This window comes from Gemmatimonas sp., assembly GCF_046594945.1.
Taxonomy (GTDB): Bacteria; Gemmatimonadota; Gemmatimonadetes; order Gemmatimonadales; family Gemmatimonadaceae; genus Gemmatimonas.
This window is the reverse complement of sequence record NZ_JBKJRB010000015.1, coordinates 1-19539: the sequence shown is the minus strand read 5'-3', so window position 1 is coordinate 19539 and position 19539 is coordinate 1. Positions and strand designations below refer to the sequence as shown.

Annotated in this window: 15 protein-coding genes; 5 read left to right on the top strand and 10 right to left on the bottom strand. The window is 65.2% G+C overall.

Annotation, left to right across the window (positions count from 1 at the left end):
- Position 1: 1 nt before the first annotated feature.
- The 7 genes from ACLL97_RS02130 to ACLL97_RS02100 form a co-directional block, all read right to left on the bottom strand.
- Positions 2-583 carry a molybdenum cofactor guanylyltransferase gene (locus tag ACLL97_RS02130; protein ID WP_411278865.1) on the bottom strand — a complete coding sequence of 194 codons (582 nt, stop codon included), beginning with the start codon at positions 581-583 and terminating at the stop codon, positions 2-4.
- Positions 564-2864 (bottom strand): FdhF/YdeP family oxidoreductase, encoded by a 2301-nt coding sequence (locus ACLL97_RS02125; protein WP_411278823.1) that lies wholly within the window; start codon positions 2862-2864, stop codon positions 564-566. The genes ACLL97_RS02130 and ACLL97_RS02125 overlap by 20 nt, the downstream gene beginning before the upstream one ends.
- Positions 2861-3688: a formate dehydrogenase accessory sulfurtransferase FdhD gene (gene fdhD / locus ACLL97_RS02120; protein ID WP_411278822.1), complete on the bottom strand. Its 828-nt coding sequence runs from the start codon at positions 3686-3688 to the stop codon at positions 2861-2863. Before fdhD ends, ACLL97_RS02125 begins: the two co-directional genes overlap by 4 nt.
- A 10-nt stretch (positions 3689-3698) precedes the next feature.
- A complete protein-coding gene (locus ACLL97_RS02115; protein WP_411278821.1) occupies positions 3699-4430 on the bottom strand; it encodes a DUF1080 domain-containing protein in 732 nt (243 codons plus the stop codon).
- 137 nt (positions 4431-4567) lie between these two features.
- Entirely contained in the window at positions 4568-5815 is a 1248-nt protein-coding gene (locus tag ACLL97_RS02110) for a dicarboxylate/amino acid:cation symporter (protein ID WP_411278820.1), read from the bottom strand.
- A gap of 146 nt (positions 5816-5961) precedes the next feature.
- On the bottom strand, positions 5962-6282 hold the full coding sequence (locus ACLL97_RS02105; RefSeq protein WP_411278819.1) for a hypothetical protein: 321 nt from the start codon (positions 6280-6282) through the stop codon (positions 5962-5964).
- Between the two features lie 130 nt (positions 6283-6412).
- Positions 6413-6601, bottom strand: coding sequence for a hypothetical protein (locus ACLL97_RS02100; RefSeq protein WP_411278818.1), 189 nt, complete (start codon positions 6599-6601; stop codon positions 6413-6415).
- Between the two features lie 163 nt (positions 6602-6764).
- Between ACLL97_RS02100 and ACLL97_RS02095 the strand changes: the two genes are divergently transcribed.
- The 3 genes from ACLL97_RS02095 (at position 6765) to ACLL97_RS02085 (ending at position 11763) form a co-directional block, all read left to right on the top strand.
- The gene (locus ACLL97_RS02095) at positions 6765-8183 is read left to right on the top strand and encodes a DUF4403 family protein (RefSeq protein ID WP_411278817.1); all 1419 of its coding nucleotides are present in this window, start codon (positions 6765-6767) and stop codon (positions 8181-8183) included.
- A complete protein-coding gene (locus tag ACLL97_RS02090) occupies positions 8180-9151 on the top strand; it encodes a M20/M25/M40 family metallo-hydrolase (protein WP_411278816.1) in 972 nt (323 codons plus the stop codon). Before ACLL97_RS02095 ends, ACLL97_RS02090 begins: the two co-directional genes overlap by 4 nt.
- A 398-nt stretch (positions 9152-9549) precedes the next feature.
- Positions 9550-11763, top strand: a complete 2214-nt coding sequence (locus ACLL97_RS02085) for a S9 family peptidase (RefSeq protein ID WP_411278815.1) — start codon at positions 9550-9552, stop codon at positions 11761-11763.
- A gap of 159 nt (positions 11764-11922) precedes the next feature.
- On the opposite strand, the gene ACLL97_RS02080 is transcribed toward ACLL97_RS02085, so the two are convergent.
- The 3 genes from ACLL97_RS02080 to ACLL97_RS02070 all read right to left on the bottom strand — a co-directional run bounded on the left by ACLL97_RS02080 (position 11923) and on the right by ACLL97_RS02070 (position 16640).
- Complete coding sequence (locus ACLL97_RS02080; protein ID WP_411278814.1) at positions 11923-12573, bottom strand: hypothetical protein; 651 nt, start codon at positions 12571-12573, stop codon at positions 11923-11925.
- A 159-nt stretch (positions 12574-12732) separates the two neighbouring features.
- Positions 12733-16137, bottom strand: a complete 3405-nt coding sequence (locus ACLL97_RS02075) for a penicillin acylase family protein (RefSeq protein WP_411278813.1) — start codon at positions 16135-16137, stop codon at positions 12733-12735.
- A complete protein-coding gene (locus tag ACLL97_RS02070) occupies positions 16134-16640 on the bottom strand; it encodes a hotdog fold domain-containing protein (RefSeq protein ID WP_411278812.1) in 507 nt (168 codons plus the stop codon). Before ACLL97_RS02070 ends, ACLL97_RS02075 begins: the two co-directional genes overlap by 4 nt.
- A gap of 111 nt (positions 16641-16751) precedes the next feature.
- Here ACLL97_RS02070 and ACLL97_RS02065 point away from each other — a divergent pair, with 111 nt between their 5' ends.
- Positions 16752-18215 (top strand): SDR family oxidoreductase, encoded by a 1464-nt coding sequence (locus tag ACLL97_RS02065; protein WP_411278811.1) that lies wholly within the window; start codon positions 16752-16754, stop codon positions 18213-18215.
- Positions 18212-19432, top strand: coding sequence for a glycosyltransferase (locus ACLL97_RS02060; protein WP_411278810.1), 1221 nt, complete (start codon positions 18212-18214; stop codon positions 19430-19432). Before ACLL97_RS02065 ends, ACLL97_RS02060 begins: the two co-directional genes overlap by 4 nt.
- Positions 19433-19539 lie beyond the last annotated feature (107 nt).

Here is a 19539-nt window from a genome sequence, read left to right as displayed (position 1 = left end):
GTCAGTCGGGATGCGCCGTGTTTCGGTTCTGCAGCGCCTGTGGCGCGCGCGGCGCGATCGCGCGGAGGACGCATGATTGCAATACTCGCCGTGCGCTGTATTCGCCGCTGGCGAACGCGCGCAAGAACTGCCGTTGCGCCGCCGGCTCCCACAGCGCAATCATCGGTTCGATTCCATCCGTCTCGCGGTTGATATACGCCACTGCGTCGATACCTGCTTCGCGCGCACGTACGAGATGCTGCAGGTCCTCCACCTCGAGCCACGGATAGTCACAGCCAATTACCAGCCACGTTGTAGCGTCACCGCGTGAGAAGGCGGCGTGCAATCCGCTGGCCGGACCATGTCCCGGTACCAGGTCCAGTACGGCGCGATCACCAAGCTTCCATTCGGCTGCTTGCCGCGCGCTGCACGACCAGAACGGCTCGGCGCCGCACGCGCGCAGCAGCCCAGCAGCGGCTTGCCACTGCGGCACGCCATGATACACGATGCTGGCCTTGTCGCGACCCATCCGCGTACTCGCCCCACCGGTAAGGACCAGCCCGTGCAGCAACGGGGGCGGCTCTTCAGGCACGTCCAGAAGCACGCGCAAGAGAAATGATCACGGACTTCGACGCGGGCGTCCGACTGCCGGCGGCCAGGCTGTCAATCGGCACGAGCACGTTCGTTTCGGGGAAGTACGTGGCCGCGCATCCGCGCGGGATCGCGTACGTCACGATGCGGAAGTTCTGCGCACGACGTTGCACGCCGCGAAAGTGACTCACCAGGTCGACGGCATCGCCCTCCGCGAATCCCTGTGCGTCGATGTCGTCGGCATGGAGCAACACCACACGACGGCCGTTGGCAATGCCGCGATACCGGTCGTCGAGGCCATAGATCGTCGTGTTGAACTGATCGTGGGAACGGATCGTCATCATCACCAGCTGATCTGGCTCCAGCTCCAACTGGGGAATGGGATGCACCGTGAACTGCGCCCGGCCGTTCGTGGTGGCAAACTCACGACGATCGCGCACGCCGTGCGGCAGCGCGAACCCTCCCCGTTCGCGCACGCGCGCATTCATGTTGTCGAAGCCCGGAATCACGCGCGCAATGCGGTCGCGAATCGTGTCGTAGTCGGCAATGAAACCGCTCCAGTCAACGCCAAGGGTGGCGTGCGCCATGCCGGCTACGATGGCCGGTTCACTGCGCAGCTGTTCCGATGCCGGTGCGAGATGTCCATGCGATCCGTGCACGATTCCCATTGAGTTTTCCACGGTGACGACTTGCGCGCCTCCGGCCTGAATATCGCGTTCGGTGCGACCGAGGCAGGGAAGGATCAGTGCGTGTTCGCCGGTGATCAGATGGGATCGATTCAGTTTGGTGGACACCTGCACGGTGAGTCGGCAGTGTCGCAGCGCCTGCGCCGTGTAAGCGGTGTCGGGCGTGGCCGACAGGAAGTTGCCGCCGAGTGCGATGAACACGTGCGCGCGCCGCTGGTGCATGGCTTCGATGGCATGCACGACGTCGAAGCCGTGCTCGGACGGCGGCGCAAAGTCGAACTCGGCGCCAAGGCGGTCCAGAAAACTCGGCGTGGGACGCTCCCAGATGCCCATGGTACGGTCGCCCTGCACATTGCTGTGGCCGCGCACGGGGCACGCACCAGCGCCCGGCTTTCCAACGTGTCCGCCCAGCAGCAGCAGGTTCACGATCTCCTTTACGTTCGCCACCGCATTCTCGTGCTGTGTGATGCCCATCGCCCAGCAACAGATCATCGCGTTCGATGACGCGATCACCGCCGCGAGTTCGCGAATGCGTGACTCGGCAATGCCTGAGCTGACGGTGATCGCATCCCACGACTCGGCGGCCAGGTCATCGCAGTAGCGCGCGAAGCCATCGGTATACTCGCCGATGAAGGCCCGGTCGATGCACTCGGCGTGTGACTCCACGATCGCCTTCTGAATGCCCTTCAGCAGCGCAACGTCGCCGTTGATGCGCACCGGCAGATAGTCGGTGGCGAGCGGCGTACTGAAGCCCAGCACACCCGATACTTCCTGCGGATGCTTGAAGCGCTTGAGGCCGGATTCCTCGAGCGGATTGAGGCTCACGATGCGGCAACCGCGCCGCGCGGCCCGCTGCAGCGTCGAGAGCATCCGCGGATGATTCGTGCCGGGATTCTGGCCGATCACCAGGATGCAGTCGGCCAGATCGAAATCGGCCAGCGAGACGGAGCCTTTGCCGGTGCCGAGCGTTTCGAGCATGCCGACGCCGCTCGACTCGTGGCACATGTTCGAGCAGTCGGGGAGATTATTGGTGCCGAACTGCCGCACGAACAGCTGATAGAGAAACGCGGCTTCGTTGCTGGTGCGTCCTGACGTATAGAACACGGCCTCATGCGGCGACGCGAGCGCGTTGAGTTCGCGGCCGACGAGGTCGAACGCGGCGTCCCACGTGATAGGCTGATAGTGGGTGCCGCCCTTCGGCAGATACATCGGCTCGGTGAGCCGACCGCGTTTGCCAAGCCAGAAGTCACTGTGCGCGGCCAGCGCCGCTACCGAGTGTTCGGCAAAGAACGCCGCCGTGATGCGATCGCGCGTGGCCTCTTCGGCTACCGCTTTGGCGCCGTTCTCGCAGAATTCGAAACGGGAGCGCTCGCCGTCGGGATCGGGCCACGCGCAGCCGGGGCAGTCGAAGCCCGCTTCCTGATTGAGGTCGCGCAGGGATGACATCGTGCGTGACACTCCCATCTGTTTGATGGCCATGGTGAGCGCCACCGTCACGGCGGGTAGTCCACCAGAGGACGCCGAGGGCGTGCCTACGCGAATCGCCTCGTCGAGCACTTCGGGGCTCAAGAAAGATGGGTTACCGTGATCGTCCTCGTGAACGCTCATGTCGTGCCTCCATGCAGGCGCCAGGCGCCACTGTAGGCGTTGAATCGTTCGCCGCGCACAAACCCCACCAGCGTGAGGTCGAATCGCTGCGCGAGCTCGACGGCCAAACTCGACGGCGCACCAACGGCGGCGATCATAGGAATGCCTGCGGCGAGTGCTTTCTGCACGAGTTCGAAGCTGGCGCGTCCGCTCAGAAACAGCAGACGAGTGGCAAGCGGCGTGACTCCCTGCAGAAACTGCGCGCCGAGCAGCTTGTCGACGGCGTTGTGGCGCCCCACGTCTTCGCGGATGTCGACCAGCGCTCCACTGTCGTCGAACAGCGCGGCCGCGTGCAGGCCGCCGGTCTGGTCGAAAACCGACTGCTGGGCGCGCAGCCGATCGGACAGCGGCGAGAGTATCTGCACGTTGAACGAGAACGCATCCCGCGAAATGCGCTGCAGGCCAGGCACTTCCAGCGCGTCGAGCGACGACTTTCCGCACACGCCGCAGCTGGACGTGGCGTAGAAATGCCGCTCCATGGTGGGCCATGCCACGCGCGCGTGCTCGGCCAGATGCACGGTGACCACGTTGTCGCTCTCCTGCGTGATCGAGGCGATCTCGTGCGCGTGATGGAGCAGGCCTTCGGTCAGCAGGAATCCGGCGGCAAGTTCATGGTCATGCCCCGGCGTGCGCATGGTGATCGACAGACTGCGCGTGACACGCGCGGTGCCATCCGTCGCGTCGACGCGGATCTCGAGCGGTTCCTCGAGCGCCACGTAATCGCGCGTATCGCTCGACGTCGACCCGTCGAACCGGGTGATCGCAATGTCGCGGCTCTGCGGCACCAGACTCCTCCTACTTCAGCTCGCGGATCTTGATGTTCCGCATGGACAGTTCGCCGTTGTGATCGCCCTGGATGGCGATGAATCCCTTCTTCGCCATGCCGAATTCCGCGTACGGCGCGAACTTGAGCGGCTTCTTGGTGGGGTCGTTCGGATCGCCACGCAGCTTGAGAAGCCACTCAGGCGACCACATTTCGTACTGCGCAATGAGCTCGCCGTTCAGCCAATGCTCTACGTGCGGCCCCTTGGCGATCAGGCGGGTCGTATTCCACTCACCAGCGCGATGCACGACGCCGCGTTTGGAGGGATAGAACCCGTAGACCGCCGCCACCGACGTCATGATGTTGCGGCTGTCGGGCGTGAGCGAGTCTTCGGCGAGTTGATACTCCGGCGCGCTCCAGTACACTTTCGTTTCGTTCTCGGTGGCGCGATAGAAGATCCCGGAGTTACCGCGTAGTGGGAGCTTCCAATCGAGCATGAGTTCGAAGTCGCCGTATTCTTTGCGTGTGACGATGTCGTTGGTGGTCTTGACCTTCGTCATTACGCCATCGACGGCCATCCACTCAGGGGGCAGGACCTTCTGCTGATAGCCGCGCCACGCCGCCAGCGACGTCCCGTCGAACAGCAGCGTCCAGCCGGCCTTCTTCTCGGCTTTGGTCAGCGTGTTTGGCGGTGTGGACTGCGCGAGGGCGACGGAGCTCGAGAACATCACGAGCGCGGCAAATGACAGCAGGCGACGGGTCATGGCTGGCGGGCGGTGCGATGGTGGGACGTGGCAGGAGACTGAAAGATTGCTCTCCCGCGCGCTGTTCCACCAGCAGCCGGCTGTTGGTGGAATCGTCTCGACCCTATCCCGACTCGCGGCCGGGGCTGCTCCGTCGGTCACGGCCCCACGCCGCTCCACTTCCGCGTGCGATGCGCCACCACCACGGTGGCCGCGAGATTGCCCGTCACGTTCAGCACGGTGGCGATCGTGTCGGGAATTGCATCCACCGCGATCAGGATACCCACGCCTTCCACCGGCAGCCCCACGGCCAGCAGCAGTGGAGTGAGCATGATGAATCCACCGCGCGGAATCCCCGGGGAGGCGAAGCCGAGAAACACCGAGGCGAGGGCAATGGTGAGCAACTCAGGCGCGTGCATCGGCACGTTGTAGAACCACGCGATGAACAGTGCGCCGGCGGTCCAGGTCGCCGGTGCCGCCAACTTGAACATCGCCGCGCCAAGCGGCAGCATGAATCGGGTCACGTTGGTGGGCAGCGCGAGTGAGTCCTCGGCGGCTTCCACGAGGGCGGGGAGCGCGGCCAGCGAGGAGCTTGAGCTGAAGGCGATCAGCTGCGCCGGAAGCGCCGCCTTGGCAAAACGCCGCATTGCGATTCCGCCGAAGATGGCGACGGCGGGATACAGCAGCGCGATCACAAGCAACGTGAGCAGCGCGTACGCCGCGATGTAGAACCCTATGGCGCCAGCCATCGACGCGCCGGCGTGGGCGGTCAGCGGCAACACCATGGCAAACACGCCGATCGGCGCCAGCCAGATCACGCCGCGCACCAACGTCATCATCGCGTCGCCCAGGGCACGAAAGAAGGCGACCAATGTGGTACGCGTTTCGGCGGAGCTGCGGGCCACGGCAATGGCGAACAGCAGCACGAACAGAATGAGCGGCACCATCGCGCCGTTCGCCGCTGCGCTGATCGGGTTATCCGGCAGCAGTGACGTGAACCACGACGCGAACGTGGGCGTCTGTCCGCTACCCACTACATCGCTCGCGGCCTCGACCGCGCCGGCCGGCAGAGCAGGGCGCGCGCCACTCGGCATGAGAGAGAAGAGCAGTGGCGCGGTGGGAATCACGATCACCGCGGCACCAATGAGGAGCGCCAGAAACACCGCCAGCGCGCTGGCGCCGAGGCGCCCGATGTCGCGGACATCGGAGGCCGACGCTACTCCGGTCACGATCAGCGCGACGAGGAGTGGAACGACCGTCATGCGAATGGCCGTCACCCACAAAATGCCAACCGGGGCGAGCGCATCGGCCACCTGCAGCGCCCGGGCATTTCCTGATGACGCGATCACCGCGCCAAGCAGGATCGCCAGACCGAGCGCGACGAGGACGCGGGTGCCTTCTTTCATGGAGGGTGCGTTGGAGGGGAGGGATCGGGCTCCGTAAACAAGCTCCGCGATGGGCGACGTGCCAGCTAACCGCCGCCGGAACTGACGGGGCGTATTGCCGCTCGCGATTCCCGTTGGACGACGCCGGCGACAGCGGCGTATGCCGCCTACCGCCGCTGCTCGCGCCGCTCCCGCTGCTTGTTGAACTTCGTGCGCTCCTCGGCCAGCATCAGCTGCTGTAGCGAGTCGGTGCGCGCTTGTTGCACCGGATTGAGCGGCGCGCGCGGTCGCGGACGCTGTCCTGTATATCGGAGATCTTGCCGATCACCACGCGCACGGTGTCGGGCAGACCGCCACCTGGGGCACCACACCCGACTGACCGTCACCGGGGCGTCCACCGCCGCGCTCAGGGCCCCTCGCACCGCCACCCCGACCGCCCCACCACCACCCGGCGCGTCGCCGCGGCCGCGGCCGCCGCGTTGCGGCATGTCGTCGAACAGTCTCTCGAGATCCTTGAACAGCGGTTCCTGCGCCTGTTGCAGCTCCTTTCGCAGGGTCTTGAACGTGTCCTACTGCTGCTTGCACAACTCCAACGGCTTCTTGCGATCGAGCAGGAACTCAATGGGGTCGGCCTTCTCCAACCGCTCGCGCGCCATCGCGGCCGGTGACTTCATACCGCCCCCCCATGCCGCCGCCCATACCGCCCATCTGCGCGGAGAGCGGCGTCGGCGTGCGCGCGGCCAGTGATACAGTGAGGGCCGAGGCGAGAGCGAGTTGAAGGCCGAAGCGAGCGCGGGGAGTGGTCATGTTCAGGTCACGTATGAGAGTCTCGTAGTGTAACACCGGCTCTGCAGCGCACCCCACCCTACGCCTCGGCTCGGTTGTTCGCCGCCCGCGTCGCTAACCTTCGCCAGCGCCTGAATCGCACCACTAACGGTGCGGACGGGCGGTCGTAACGCGAGGGCGCCGGATGGCAGGGTTGTGGGTGGTGGTGGTGTCGTGCGTGGTGCTGGCCGGCTGCGCAGGGCGCTCGAATGGAGTCGCGAATACGCCGACTCCGAGTGCGCCGATTCCGGTGGCGCCGAGGTCGGCGTCGCCGGTGTTATCGACGTCGCCAGTCGGCGCGGCCGAGATGGCGGTGGTGCCGGTGCGCGTGACGTTTGTGTTGAGCGCACTTGCGCCGTCACTCGATTCGCTCTTTCCCGTGAACGACTCGCTCAGTGCCGCCCGCTGCGCGGCGATCGGCTTGGTGTGCCACCAGTATGTGTATCGTCGCGAGCCGTTGCGCGTGCGCGCGGAGGGGCCGCAGCTCTTCATCGATACCAAACTCGCGTATCGTGCGCGACTCGGCACGATCGGCGGCAGTGCCCGCGTGGCCAGCTGCGGCTACGCGCCTGAAGCCATGCGACGCGCCACGACGTCCATGCAGACGTCGCTGTACTGGCGGCGTGACTGGAAGATCGGTGCGCGCAACACCAGGCTCGCTGCCGCCCTCGTGGGCCCGTGCACGGTCACGGCCCTCGGCGTCGATGCCACCACGACGCTACAAGGTGTGATCGATAAGCAACTGGCGCTCTTCGCCGCTGAAGCGGATACCACCATCCCCACCGTCGGCGATTTCAAGCCGCTCGCCGATTCGCTCTGGAAGAGTTTTCTCGAGCCCACGGCGCTCGACTCCACGAACTCGCTCTGGCTCGTGCTTGATCCGCAAGCCGTGCGCGTCACGCCCTTCGCCGGCAACGGACCAAGCATCATCACGACCATGGTGCTGTACGCGCGACCGCGCGTGATCGCCGGTGCGAAGCCGGCGGTGCGCATGAAACCGCTGCCCGTGCTGTCGCTGGGTACCGCGCCTTCGGAGTACACGGTGCCTTTGAGTGTGGAGCTGCCGTTCGCGGAACTCGAACGTCGTGCCGCGCTGCTGCTGGCGCAGGAAACGTCTGCCGGCAGTGTGCGCGTGGACAGCGTGCATGTGCGAGGCATGCGCGATAGCGTACGCATTGACCTCACTGTGTCGGGATCGCTGCGCGGACGCCTGTCGCTGACGTCACGGATGCGATGGGACGCCCCGACGCGCGAAATCCGCCTCGACGATCTCGATTGGTCGCTGGAGAGCCGCGGGAAGCTCTCGCGGGTAAAAGCCACGCTGGGCGCGCCGTTGGTGGGACGCGCGGTGCGACGCGCCACCAACGGTGGACGGGTGGCCCTCGGCGCGCAGCTCGACTCGGTGCGCGCGGAACTGATGCGCAAGCTGAACGGCCCGATGGCGCCCGGTGTAGTAATGGGCAGCAGTGTGCGCGAGCTGCAAATTATCGACGTGACCGCGACGGCAACCGCCTTCGTGGTGAGAGCGCGACTAACCGGACAGTCAGGGGTGTGGTTTCAATGAGCGAGTTCTCCAACGGGTGGGTTCGACGAGGCGTAGCGGCAGCCGCGGTGGCTGTCGCGTCGGCGATTGGTGTGACGTCAATGCAGGCGCAGAGCGCTGCCGCCTCTGACGCCACGACGGCGCGCATCATGCAACGACTGGATGCGCTGGCCGCGGACAGCATGGAAGGGCGTCGTGCCGGCACCGCCGGATCGGCGCGCGCGCGGGCGTGGATCGTGGCGGAGCTTTCGGCCATGGGTGCGAAGCCAGTCGGTTCGAACTACGCCGTGCCGATTTCGCTGCGTGCGCGGGCAGGCAGCGATACATCGGGCGCCAACATCGTGGCGCGCATTCCCGGCCAGAATCCCAGCGGTCCCGTGTTGGTGCTCAGTGCGCATTACGATCACCTCGGTGTGCGCAACGGCGTGGTGTTCAATGGTGCCGACGACGACGCCAGTGGCTGCGTGGCACTGCTCACCATCGCCGAACGGCTGCTGCGTGAGCCGCCCCAGCACGACGTGATTCTGGCGTTTTTCGACGCCGAGGAGTCGGGAATGGTGGGGTCGAAGGCATTCGTGAACGCGCCGCCGGTCCCGCTTGAGCGCATCGCGATGAACATCAACCTCGACATGGTGGCGCGTCACGACGGCAAGGCGCTCTGGGTATCGGGTACGTCGCACTCGCCGTCGCTCAAGCCTATCGCTGAGTTGGCCGCAAAGAATTCGCTGGTGACCATTCGCTTCGGGCATGACACAAAAAACCTGAAGCCTGGTGACGACTGGACCGGGTCATCGGACCATTCGGCGTTTCACAGCAAGGGAATCCCGTTCCTGTATCTGGGCGTCGAGGATCACGACGACTACCACCAGTCGGGTGACGATGCCGATAAGGTGGACCCGGCGTTCTATCGTGGCGCGATTGAATTTGCGTACGCACTGGTGCGGGCGGCGGACGCCAAGCTGAGCACCGTGACACGAAAGGCGCGATAACGGAAGAAGGGCCGCTCCGGAGTAATCCGTGGCGGCCCTTCAGACTCCTTGCCGGTTCGTGACGATCCCGAACCGGTAAAACCCGTTACCGGGCGTCGATCAGGAGATCGGTTGCCCAGAACGAACCGGCAAAGGAACAATGACTAGTCAAATGATCACCTCCTCGAAATAGGGGGGACTTCGGGCGTACTGATACCGAGATCCTACAGATGCTTCCCTGGCCGCTTGGAGACTGGGAAAGCGCGGTTGTTGCGCGGTCGCTCCTCCGCACAGCCACCATGCTATGGCACATCGCGCTCCGGAGCAAGCGAAAAATGCGCCGTCTATCACAGTCCGGTACTTTTCAGAAACAGAGTCCCGCTCTGGATTCCCCTAGGTTTCCCACCTCGAGCACTGCTATGGTCAGACTGACCTTCTCCCGCCACCGGTCCCGCCGGTTTGCTGCATTGGCGGCCCTCCTCGTGGTCGCGCCAACCGCGATCGTGGCGCAACAGGCGCCCGCCGCACAGGCGGCGACCAAGCTTCCCAAGGGCCCGCGCGCGATGATGCTGGCCGACTGGTACCGCGTGGTGAACGTGAGCAGTCCGGCGGTCTCGCCCGACGGGAAGCGGGTGGCGATGACCGTCACGAAGGCCGTCGAAGCCGAGAACAAGCGGCACAACGAGATCTGGGTGGTGAACACGGCCGGTGGTGAACCGCAGCGGTGGACGTCGCCGAGTACGGAAAGCAGCAACCCGCGTTGGTCGCCCGATGGCAAGTATCTGTTCTTCACCTCGCCGCGTGCGGGCGGGCAGGGCAGCACGTGGGCCATTCGCCTCGACCAGCCCAGTGGCGAAGCGACCCAGATCAGTACGTATCCGAACGGTTCAATGCCGCTTGACGGCGCTTTCGCGGTATTCACCGACCCGGCCCGTCGCGATACGACGCCGCGGAACGGTGCGAATCCGTTTGCTCGCATGCAGCCGATGGCCAAGCCGACGTTCGACGCGATCACGCGTCCGGCCGAGCCGTCGCGCTTTGATGGCCGTCATGTCACCGACATGTCGTACAAGGTGAACGGCGTCGGCTTCGTGCCCGGCCGCGCCGAAGCACGCAGCTGGCGTTCCGCGCAGTTGTGGCGGCAGACGCTGGGCGATACCGCGAAGCAGCAGCTCACGACCACGCTGTACTCGCACCGTTCGCCCGAGGTCTCACCAAATGGCAAGTGGGTCGCGTTCATCGCCGACGCGCGACTGCGCGCCGATTCCGTGGTCGATCTCGAGCGCGACTCGCTGGCCAAGCTGTCGTACAACAAGGCTCGCGACGAAGCCGATCGCAACGACACGGATCTCTACATCATGGCCAGCACCGGCGGCACGCCGCGCAAGGTGAGTGAGTGGATGGGCGCCGAGTCGGACATCACGTGGTCGCCTGACAGCAAGCAGTTGGCGTTCGTGGGGCGTCCGTCGCGCACCACGTCGGCGCGCATTTACGTGGTCGATGCCACCGGCGGCACGCCGCGCAATCTCCTCGGCGATTGGCAGTTCGAGCCGGGCTCACTCTCGTGGTTGACCACGGGCAACCTGCAGTTCGCGGCCGATATCGGTGGACGCTCCGCGATTCTGCGCGCCGATCTTTCGGGTAAGACGGCGCCCAAGGAATTGGTGGGTGGCCGCCGTCAGTTGCGCGGGGCGAGCTACGACGCGGCCGGCAAGGTGTTGGCGTATACGTCCACGTCGATGACGAAGCCGACTGAATTGTTCGTGGCCACGGCCGATGGCGTGGGCGAGCGTCAGCTCACGCACTTCAACGACGAGGTGAACACGGACGTCGTGTGGAGCGACGCCGAGCGCTTCACGTACACGAGCGTCGGCAACAGGGAGATCGAAGGCTGGCTGATGAAGCCGTACGGCTACAGCCAAGGCAAGAAGTATCCGATGGTGATCTACATCCACGGTGGTCCGCACTCGTCGTACGGCGAAGGCTGGTTTGACGAGTTCCAGAATCTCGCGGCGCAGGGCATGTTCGTGCTGTTCACGAACCCGCGGGGCTCGAGCGGCTACGGCGCCGACTTCACGTACAGCACGCGCGGCCGTTGGGGCATGGAGGACTACGAAGATCTCATGAAGTCGGTGGACATCGTGGCCGCGCGCCCTGATGTCGATAGCACGAAGATGGGCGCGACCGGCGGCTCGTACGGCGGCTTCATGACAACGTGGATGGCCACCAAGACCGATCGGTTCAAAGCGATCGAGACCGACCGCACGATTACCGACTGGACATACTGGTACGGCAGCAGCGACGCGCAGGGACTCACGGAGTTCGAGTTCTACGGCAAGCCGTGGGACAATCAGGCGCTGTACGACACGCTGTCGCCAATCCGCTACGTGCAGAAGGTGACGACGCCGATGCTGCTGGTGCAGAGCGAAGAGGATCACCGCACGCCGATGGGCAGTGCGGAGATCTGGTTCATGTCGCTCAAGAAGCAGGGCGTGCCGGTGGAAATGGTGCGCTACCCGCGCTCGAATCACGACTTGTCGCGTACCGGCGAGCCGTGGTTGCTGGTGGACCGGCTGGGGCGGATCCGGCAGTGGTTTGCGTTCTGGCTGCAGGGCGTGAAGGCGAGTGGGTAAACGGCCAAACGCTTGGTGAACTGCCAAAAGCTTAGGGAGCGGGAGGGAGGGTCTCAAGGCGGCGGAGGCAGGGACGAACTGGCCGTTCACCTGCTCCCTCCTCTCTGAAACCCTCCTCCCTGCTCCCAACGCTGTCGGCCGTTCAAGACCGCAACGCCGTCACACCGCGAAACAGTAGTACAGCCCCGCGCCGCCCGACGCCTTGAGATTCTCCTGACTGCAGCCGCGCGATGGATGCGCGAAGTTCCACGACGTTGGATTGACACCGCCGCCCTGACGATCGTGATGACCCACGAGTGCGGAGCCGTCGCCACTGCTCGTCCAGTTTTTGCACGTGCTGTCGACGGGATCGACTGACACGCGGCCGTCGAGCGTGGAGCCGGTCAGAATGTCGTGCGTATTCGGCGTATCACCGCGACCGTTTACCGGGAGGCCCTTCTCGGTGAGACTGTTCTCCTTCGACAGTTTGTTGTTGTCGCTGTGCAGATCATCAACGCTCGTGGCGACGACAACACCCTTGGCGTTCTTCCACGGGCCCATCCCGATGCGGTCGCGCGCATGCACCGCCGACTTGCCGTCGAGCGCCTGCTGGCTCAGGTAGGCATGCCATGTCTTGCCACGTACCCCGGCCGCTTCGGCCAGCGTGGCGCAGTGCTTGTCGGCGCCCTCGAGACCGCCGAGGGCGGCACCGTTGCCGGCGCCGGCACTGGTGAGGAAGAACGACAGGTCTTGTTGGGGCGCGGATGCTGTCGGCGCCGTGGTGGTGAGGAAGGCCGTGGCGAGCGTGAGCGGTAGTCGAAAGGCGAGCATCGGGAAGCTCCGTGTCGAGGGGGATGGGACCTGCGGGATCTAGAAGACTGCTGGTGAGCTTGGAGTTTCGAGTTCGAGTCTCGAGTCATGAGCTGAACGACGCATGACTCCGAACTTCAACTCACGACTCCACGCTCACCCGTCGCGCCGTTACCTCACTCACGGTCGCAGCACCACAATCTCCGCCGTCCGCGCCTTCACGGCGCCTGGCGAGTACGGTAACGGTGCATACTCTCCGCGGGCCCATGGGCCAAAGAGATTGCTGTAGTACGGGCTGCGCGGATCGCCGCTTTGCCCCGGCGAGTTCGTCACCATGGCGTCGTCCCAATTCGCGAGATCCATCACCACGCGAAAACTGGCGCCGGCGGTCTGGTTGTCGGTGTTCCCGGTAGCGTTGAGCGTGTTGCCGTAGCCGCCGCGGGCGAGCGGTCCGGGTGACAAGCGCGAGCGTATCGAATCGGCGATCACCACATCGAGCGGATGCGCGATGCGCACGTGGTGCATCCTGGCATCGCCGTAGCGCCAGTCTGCGATATCCTTGCCGAAACGCCGCGACAGATCTGCTACCGCTTCGTTGAACGACCGGAACAAAATGAAATCACGCGCCACGGTCGGGTTCTCGCCCAGGAGCGAGTCGGGATGCGTGAGCCACTCAATCGTCTGTGACAACGACACCGTGCGTAGTAGAGCGCGCGCCTCCAGCGGCAGCACCATGTCGGCGGTATGCGTGAGTAACTTGCGTTCCCACGCCGCATAGATCGCCGCGCCACGCGAGTTGGCCGACAGGACGCCGTCCCAGCGCGATAGCGTGTCACGCGCCGCCAGCGATGCGGCACTGGTCAGCGCCATCTGCTTGCTGAGCGGAACCAGCGCTCGCGCCGCCAGCGGTGTTTCGTCGTGCTGCAGGGCCATCATCTGGGTCAGCGTGGCCTTGCGCGTCGTGTCGAGCACTTCTGCGAGTCGGTCGCGACGGAACGGCTCCGCCCATGAACGCGCCAGCGCATTGGCGTGGGGGTACGACGCCTGAACATTGAGCGCGTTGGCCGTGCCCACGTACCCGCGCGACGGCGACGTCTCATGAGGCAACTCCGGGATGGGCAGAAAGCCGCTCCATTCGTAACGACCGTCGCCGGGTACCGGTACGAGGCCATCCCAATTTTGGCGGATCGGCGCGATGCCCGCGCTTTGCCAGCCGATTGCTCCGCTGGTGTCGGCCCAAACCCAATTCAGCGCCGGCATGTGCGCAAAGGAGAGCGCCATACGGGCTTCACGCCACGTGCGCGCCTGATCGAGTCGCAAGCTGGCGAGGTACGGCGCCCCACCGGGTTCGAGCCAGGCCGCACGCAGTGCTACGGCCACGCGCTTCGCGCGGTCGGTCACGAGCACCGGACCATGTCGCGTGTACTGCAGCGTGACGACCACCGGTGCCGCGTCCTTCACGCGAATTGTGTCTCGTACTTCGCGCATGCGCTCACTCGCACCGCGATAGCGATACGCCCGCGCGTCCTTCGCGTCGAGTTCGTACGTGTACAAGTCCTCGGCGTCAATGCCGAAGATCGTGAGTCCCCACGCCCCATGCGCGTTATGCCCGATGGCGACACCGGGAATCGCCGGCTCGCCGCCGCCGATCACATCCCAGCCGGGCGCCTTCAGGTGCACCATGTAGCGCAGCGAGGGAGCCGCAATCGTCCGGTGCGGATCGTTCGCCACGATCGGCTTGCCGCTGGCCGTGCGTGATCCGGCAATCACCCAGTTGTTGCTTTCCCAGCGATCAACGCTTGGCGTCGCCGTATCAACTGGCGGTGCGACACGACGTAGCGCTTCGGGCAGCTCCGACGTGCGAAAATTCGGCACGTTCTTGAAGTCATTGTACGCCGCAAGCAGGCTCGCACCGGGCGCGGCGTCGAGCGCGCGCGCCACGAGCGAGTCGAGCCCCAGCCGTACGGGCGACAGTTCGTAACGCTTCCGGCGAGCTACGGCTGCTTCGCCGATCTCGCGCACGGCGCGCGCGGTGGTCGGTTCGTCGGCCGCATTCGAGGCCAACGCGTTGTGCCGGGAGATCACCACCGCCGGCGTCCAGTGCTGCGGTGTGATGCCCAGCCAAGTGAGTTCCTGCGGCATCAGGGCGGGATTGGCGCGGACCTGATCCACATAGGCGTTCACGCCGTCCACAAACGCGCCGATGATCGTCGCACCGCGCGGATGATAGTGCGCCAGCTCGGTCGACATCGAGCCACGATAGCGTAGCAGCCGCGACGCGCGATCGCGCGATACCCAGCGCGGGCCCAAGACCTCGGCCATCGTTCCAGTGGCCTGGCGTCGCCATAGCTCGAGCTGAAAAAGCCGATCGCGCGCCGCACTGTATCCCTGTGCAAAGAAGAGGTCGTGTTCGTTCGCGGCGTCGATATGCACGATGCCCGCGCTGTCGCGCGCGAGCGTGACGGGCGCGCGCAACCCCTTGGTGGTGATCTGTCGTGCCGGTGCTTGCGTTTGCGCCAGCACCTCGCGCGGGACGGCGGAAAGCAGTGCCAGCAGCAACACCGTGTTCACCGTAGCACTCGTCAACACACTCGCGAACTCACGCACAATGTCTCCGGCTGGTTTGATCTCATGAATGGCATCGACACTACGCCCGGCTTGCCAGTAGTCCTGCGTGGCACCGTCCACACTCGAGCGCTTGAGCTGATAGAGCGACCGCAGCGCATACAACGTGCGGATCCAGTGTTTGGTTTTCCGTCCCTTGAACATCCAGCGCGAAATCGGTCCCACCGTGGTGCCGAGCCTCTCGACGTATGGTGTGCGAATCACGGAGACCGGCACGCCGGTCAAACGTTCGGTGAGTACGATATCGCGAGAGCTCGCTTCCACGATGGCGTACTTGTACGCGTCGTCGGAGTTGCACTCCGGCGTCGCGATGAACCGCGTGCCGAGTTGCACGCCGGCGTAGCCCATGTCCAGCAGCGCCTTGAACTGTGCCGAGTCGCCTACACCGCCCGCCGCAACCACCGGCAGACCGAGCGAGCGGACTTCGTCGAGCAAGGCGCGTGGATCACGTGAACCGGTGTGGCCACCCGCTTCTCTGTTTACAGCCACGAGGCCATCGACCCCACCGTCGCGTCCTTTCTCGGCCCATTTCAACTCGGTGATGTCGTGATACACGACGCCGCCTGCGGCGTGGACGCGATCGCACACCCATCGGGGATTGCCCAGTGACGTGAGAAAGAATCGCACGCCCTCGTCGAGCGCGATGTCGACCCATTTGCTCATGCGGTTGTGGTACGTCTTCGACGACGCTTCGATGAGCGCATTGAAGCCGATCGGGGCGCCGCCACTCAAATGATTGATCGTGCGCAGCCCTTCGCGAAAGTCGTAGCCGTGCACGTACGTGAGCGAGATCGGTTGCACGATGCCGAGCGCACCGGCAGCACTCACGGCGGCTACCAGTTCCGGATTACTACATGGATACATGGGACCGCAGATGAGCGGCACCCGGATGTGGGCATGCCGCGTAAGCGGCGTGTCGAACGCCGGGGCACGGATCGGCGGTGGTGCCACGTCGGTCATCGAGCTTTCTCGCGTGAGGGATCGGGCGGCGACAGTCGCCAATGCACCACACAGCGCGCCACCACCTCGCCATCGGCGTTCACGATGTCGGCCTGCACGTCGTGGGTGATCGGATCGAGCACGGCGGTGGGGGCCTGCGTGGTGGTGGTACAAACCAAGGTGCCACGTGCCTTTTTGAGATACTCGATGGAAAGGCCGGTCACGATGCCGCGCACGCCTGTGGGAAGGGCCGTCAGGAGGGCCACGCCACTTGTCATCTCGGCCAAGTTCACCAATGCCACCGCGTGCACCGAGGCCAAGTGATTCCGCACGGCTTTGCGGTCGCGCAACTCCACGCGTGCGTAGCCAGGGCGAATGGCGGTATACACGCCCCCCACCGAGCCGGTGTACGGCGCCGTACGCCCCACGGCCCAGCTAAAGAGGCGCTTGCCGAAGGGGAGACCCGAGAGTCGTTCCCAGTTACGCAAGAGAAGGCGTCCCGGGGACGGATTGGCGCGAGGCATGCGAAAGGGAACGGCGGAGAGGGAAGTGGCGTAGCGTTAGGTAGCGTACGTGCTGATCACCGAACCCGCCACCGTGGTGGGGCGGCGGTTCGGCCGACCTCCGTACCCCGTATGACCGTGCTCGTCACCGGTGCCACAGGCTACATCGGCGGCCGTCTCACCTCGCGATTGGTGGAGCGGGGCATTCCGGTGCGTCTACTGGTCCGGGATCCGCGCCGCATTCACGGGCGATGGTGGGAACACGAAGTGGAGGTGGTGACCGGCGATCTGTTCGACGCGGCGTCGCTGGAGCGGGCCCTCGATGGCGTCGAGCAGGCGTACTATCTGGTGCACAGTATGACGCACGCCACTGACTTCGCCGAACGCGACCGCGTCGCTGCTCGTCACTTTGTGCAAGCCGGGCGAGCGCTGAAGCATTGCATCTATCTTGGTGGACTCGTTCCCGATGCACACGACGCCAGCGAGCATCTCCAGAGTCGTGGCGAGACGGGGGCAATCCTTCGGGGGGGATTGCCCACCACCGAGTTCCGCGCCGGCCCGATCGTAGGTTCCGGGTCGGCCTCGTTCGAGATGGTGCGCTACCTGGCCGAGCGGCTGCCCTTCATGATCGCGCCCAAGTGGATTGCGAATCAGGTGCAGCCGATCGCCGTGCGCGACGTGCTCACCTATCTCGTCCGCGCGCGCGAGCACGGTCCGGCCGGTATCGTGGAGATCGGCGGCGCCGACGTGCTCTCGTTTCGGGACATGCTGCATGGGTACGCCGCGGTGCGCGGTCTGCGACGCACGATTATCGCGGTGCCGGTGCTGTCGCCGCGGCTGGCCTCTCTCTGGATCGACAAGGTCACGCCGATCCCCGCGCGACTGGCGACGCCGCTGCTGGAAGGCATTGTCTACCCGGTGCTGGCCGACACGACCAAGGCTCGCGCGCTCTTTCCCGACGTGCGCCCGATGGCCTATCGCACCGCGGTCCAGCGAGCGCTGTCACGACTCTCCGCGCATGCCGTGGAGTCGCGCTGGAGCGATGCCTTGGGCGGTGGCGCGTCGTACGAACTGCGTGACCGTGAGGGCGTGCTGGAGGAGACGCGCACGATTTATGTGGACGCCACCCCCGATCAGGTATTCCGCGCCTTTTGCCGGCTAGGGGGCGACCAGGGGTGGCTCGCCTGGAACTGGCTCTGGAAGATTCGGGGATTTCTCGATCGATTCGTGGGTGGGCCCGGACTCCGACGGGGGCGGCGCGACCCGGTGTCGTTGTATCTTGGAGAGGCGGTCGACTTCTGGCGGGTCGAGAGGGTTGAGCGCCCGCGTCTGTTACGGTTGCGTGCGGAAATGCGGGTTCCGGGCCAGGCCTGGCTGCAATTTTCGGCCATCCCGGAAGGTGAGGGCACACGGCTCATTCAGACGGCGCTGTTCGCGCCGCGTGGTCTTTTCGGTCTTCTCTACTGGTACGCGATGTATCCGGCTCATCTCTTCATTTTCGGTGACATGGCGAAGGCAGTCGCGCAGCTCGCCCTCTCCGAGCCGGTGATCGCGCCGGCCGTTCGGACCCGTGTGTCGGCTGAACCGTCGTTATGAACAGCGCAAGCCTGCTCGTTGACGTGGCGCGTGGCCTCGGACTAACGCTGCTCGCTGTCCAAGTACCGATGCTGCTGTTGCTGCTCGTGCGCCTCATGCCGGGACGGACACGACGTCCGCCGATCGCGCCCCGGCTCACGCCGCGCACCGATACCACGGTGACGGTGATCGTGGCCACGCTCAACGAAGCGAAGCGGATCGGACCCTGCCTCGACGGCCTCATGGCGCAGACCGCACCGATGCTTGAAGTGCTCATCGTGGACAGCCGCTCGACCGACGGCACGCGTGAGATGGTCCAGGCGGCCGCGGCCCGTGATCCACGCATCCGACTGGTCACCGACGAGCCCCTCCCCGCCGGATGGGTGGGCAAGGTGTGGGCACTGGAAACGGGTCTTCGACAGGCCAAGGGCGACTGGGTACTTGGCATCGACGCCGACACCGTGCCGGCGCCGGGTCTGGTCGGTGCCGTGGTCGATGCGATCGAGCAGGACGACTATGACGTGGCATCGTTCTCGCCGCAGTTTCGCGATCAGACGTCGGCCGAGCGCTTCGTACAGCCAGCCATGCTAGTCACGCTGGTGTATCGCTGCGGCGCGGCCGGTGCCACGCAGCCGCCGCCTGATCGAGTGCTCGCGAACGGGCAGTGTTTCGTGGCTCGTCGCGCTTTGCTGGAACAACTCGGTGGCTATGCGCCGGCCCGTGCGTCGTTCTGCGATGACGTTACGTTGGCGCGCCATCTCGCCTCGCACGGCGCGCGCGTCGGTTTCCTCGATGGTTCGCACATCATTCAAGTCAGCGCCTACGTGTCGCTCGCCGAAATGTGGCGCGAGTGGGGACGCAGCTTCGATTTGAAAGACGCGACCCCTATATGGCGTCGATGGATCGACGTGGCACTGGTGTGGAGCGCGCAGGCCTTGCCGCTGCCCATGCTGATCGTGCTCGCGGCGATTATTGGCTCAAGGGGCACGCTTGCCGCCGAGGATGCGCAGTCGATGCTGCTGGAGGCATTGTTGCTTGTGAACGCCTCCGCCCTCTTAGTTCGATTGATGATGCTCATTGCGCTCCGGAACAGCTATGCCGAGCGTGGCTGGCCGTACTGGCTGTCGTGGCTTTCGGACATCGCCGCCGCGTGGCGTCTCACGCTGAGCACCGCCCGCACGCCAACCCGTTGGCGCGGACGACAGTACGACACCCTCGCGACCGACGGCGCGAACTAGAGCGGGCTGCTGCAACGGCAACGACGGCAACGACGGCAACGACGGCAACGACGGCAACGACGGCAACGACGGCAACGACGGCAACGACGGCAACGACGGCAACGACG

Bases quoted from the DNA above. Each gene is read 5' to 3' on its own strand.
- ACLL97_RS02125 (WP_411278823.1), bottom strand. From the start codon at position 2,864: ATGAGCGTTCACGAGGACGATCACGGTAACCCATCTTTCTTGAGCCCC.
- ACLL97_RS02115 (WP_411278821.1), bottom strand. From the start codon at position 4,430: ATGACCCGTCGCCTGCTGTCATTTGCCGCGCTCGTGATGTTCTCGAGC.
- ACLL97_RS02110 (WP_411278820.1), bottom strand. From the start codon at position 5,815: ATGAAAGAAGGCACCCGCGTCCTCGTCGCGCTCGGTCTGGCGATCCTG.
- ACLL97_RS02105 (WP_411278819.1), bottom strand. From the start codon at position 6,282: ATGCCGCAACGCGGCGGCCGCGGCCGCGGCGACGCGCCGGGTGGTGGT.
- ACLL97_RS02100 (WP_411278818.1), bottom strand. From the start codon at position 6,601: ATGACCACTCCCCGCGCTCGCTTCGGCCTTCAACTCGCTCTCGCCTCG.
- ACLL97_RS02095 (WP_411278817.1), top strand. From the start codon at position 6,765: ATGGCAGGGTTGTGGGTGGTGGTGGTGTCGTGCGTGGTGCTGGCCGGC.
- ACLL97_RS02090 (WP_411278816.1), top strand. From the start codon at position 8,180: ATGAGCGAGTTCTCCAACGGGTGGGTTCGACGAGGCGTAGCGGCAGCC.
- ACLL97_RS02085 (WP_411278815.1), top strand. From the start codon at position 9,550: ATGGTCAGACTGACCTTCTCCCGCCACCGGTCCCGCCGGTTTGCTGCA.
- ACLL97_RS02080 (WP_411278814.1), bottom strand. From the start codon at position 12,573: ATGCTCGCCTTTCGACTACCGCTCACGCTCGCCACGGCCTTCCTCACC.
- ACLL97_RS02075 (WP_411278813.1), bottom strand. From the start codon at position 16,137: ATGACCGACGTGGCACCACCGCCGATCCGTGCCCCGGCGTTCGACACG.
- ACLL97_RS02070 (WP_411278812.1), bottom strand. From the start codon at position 16,640: ATGCCTCGCGCCAATCCGTCCCCGGGACGCCTTCTCTTGCGTAACTGG.
- ACLL97_RS02065 (WP_411278811.1), top strand. From the start codon at position 16,752: ATGACCGTGCTCGTCACCGGTGCCACAGGCTACATCGGCGGCCGTCTC.
- ACLL97_RS02060 (WP_411278810.1), top strand. From the start codon at position 18,212: ATGAACAGCGCAAGCCTGCTCGTTGACGTGGCGCGTGGCCTCGGACTA.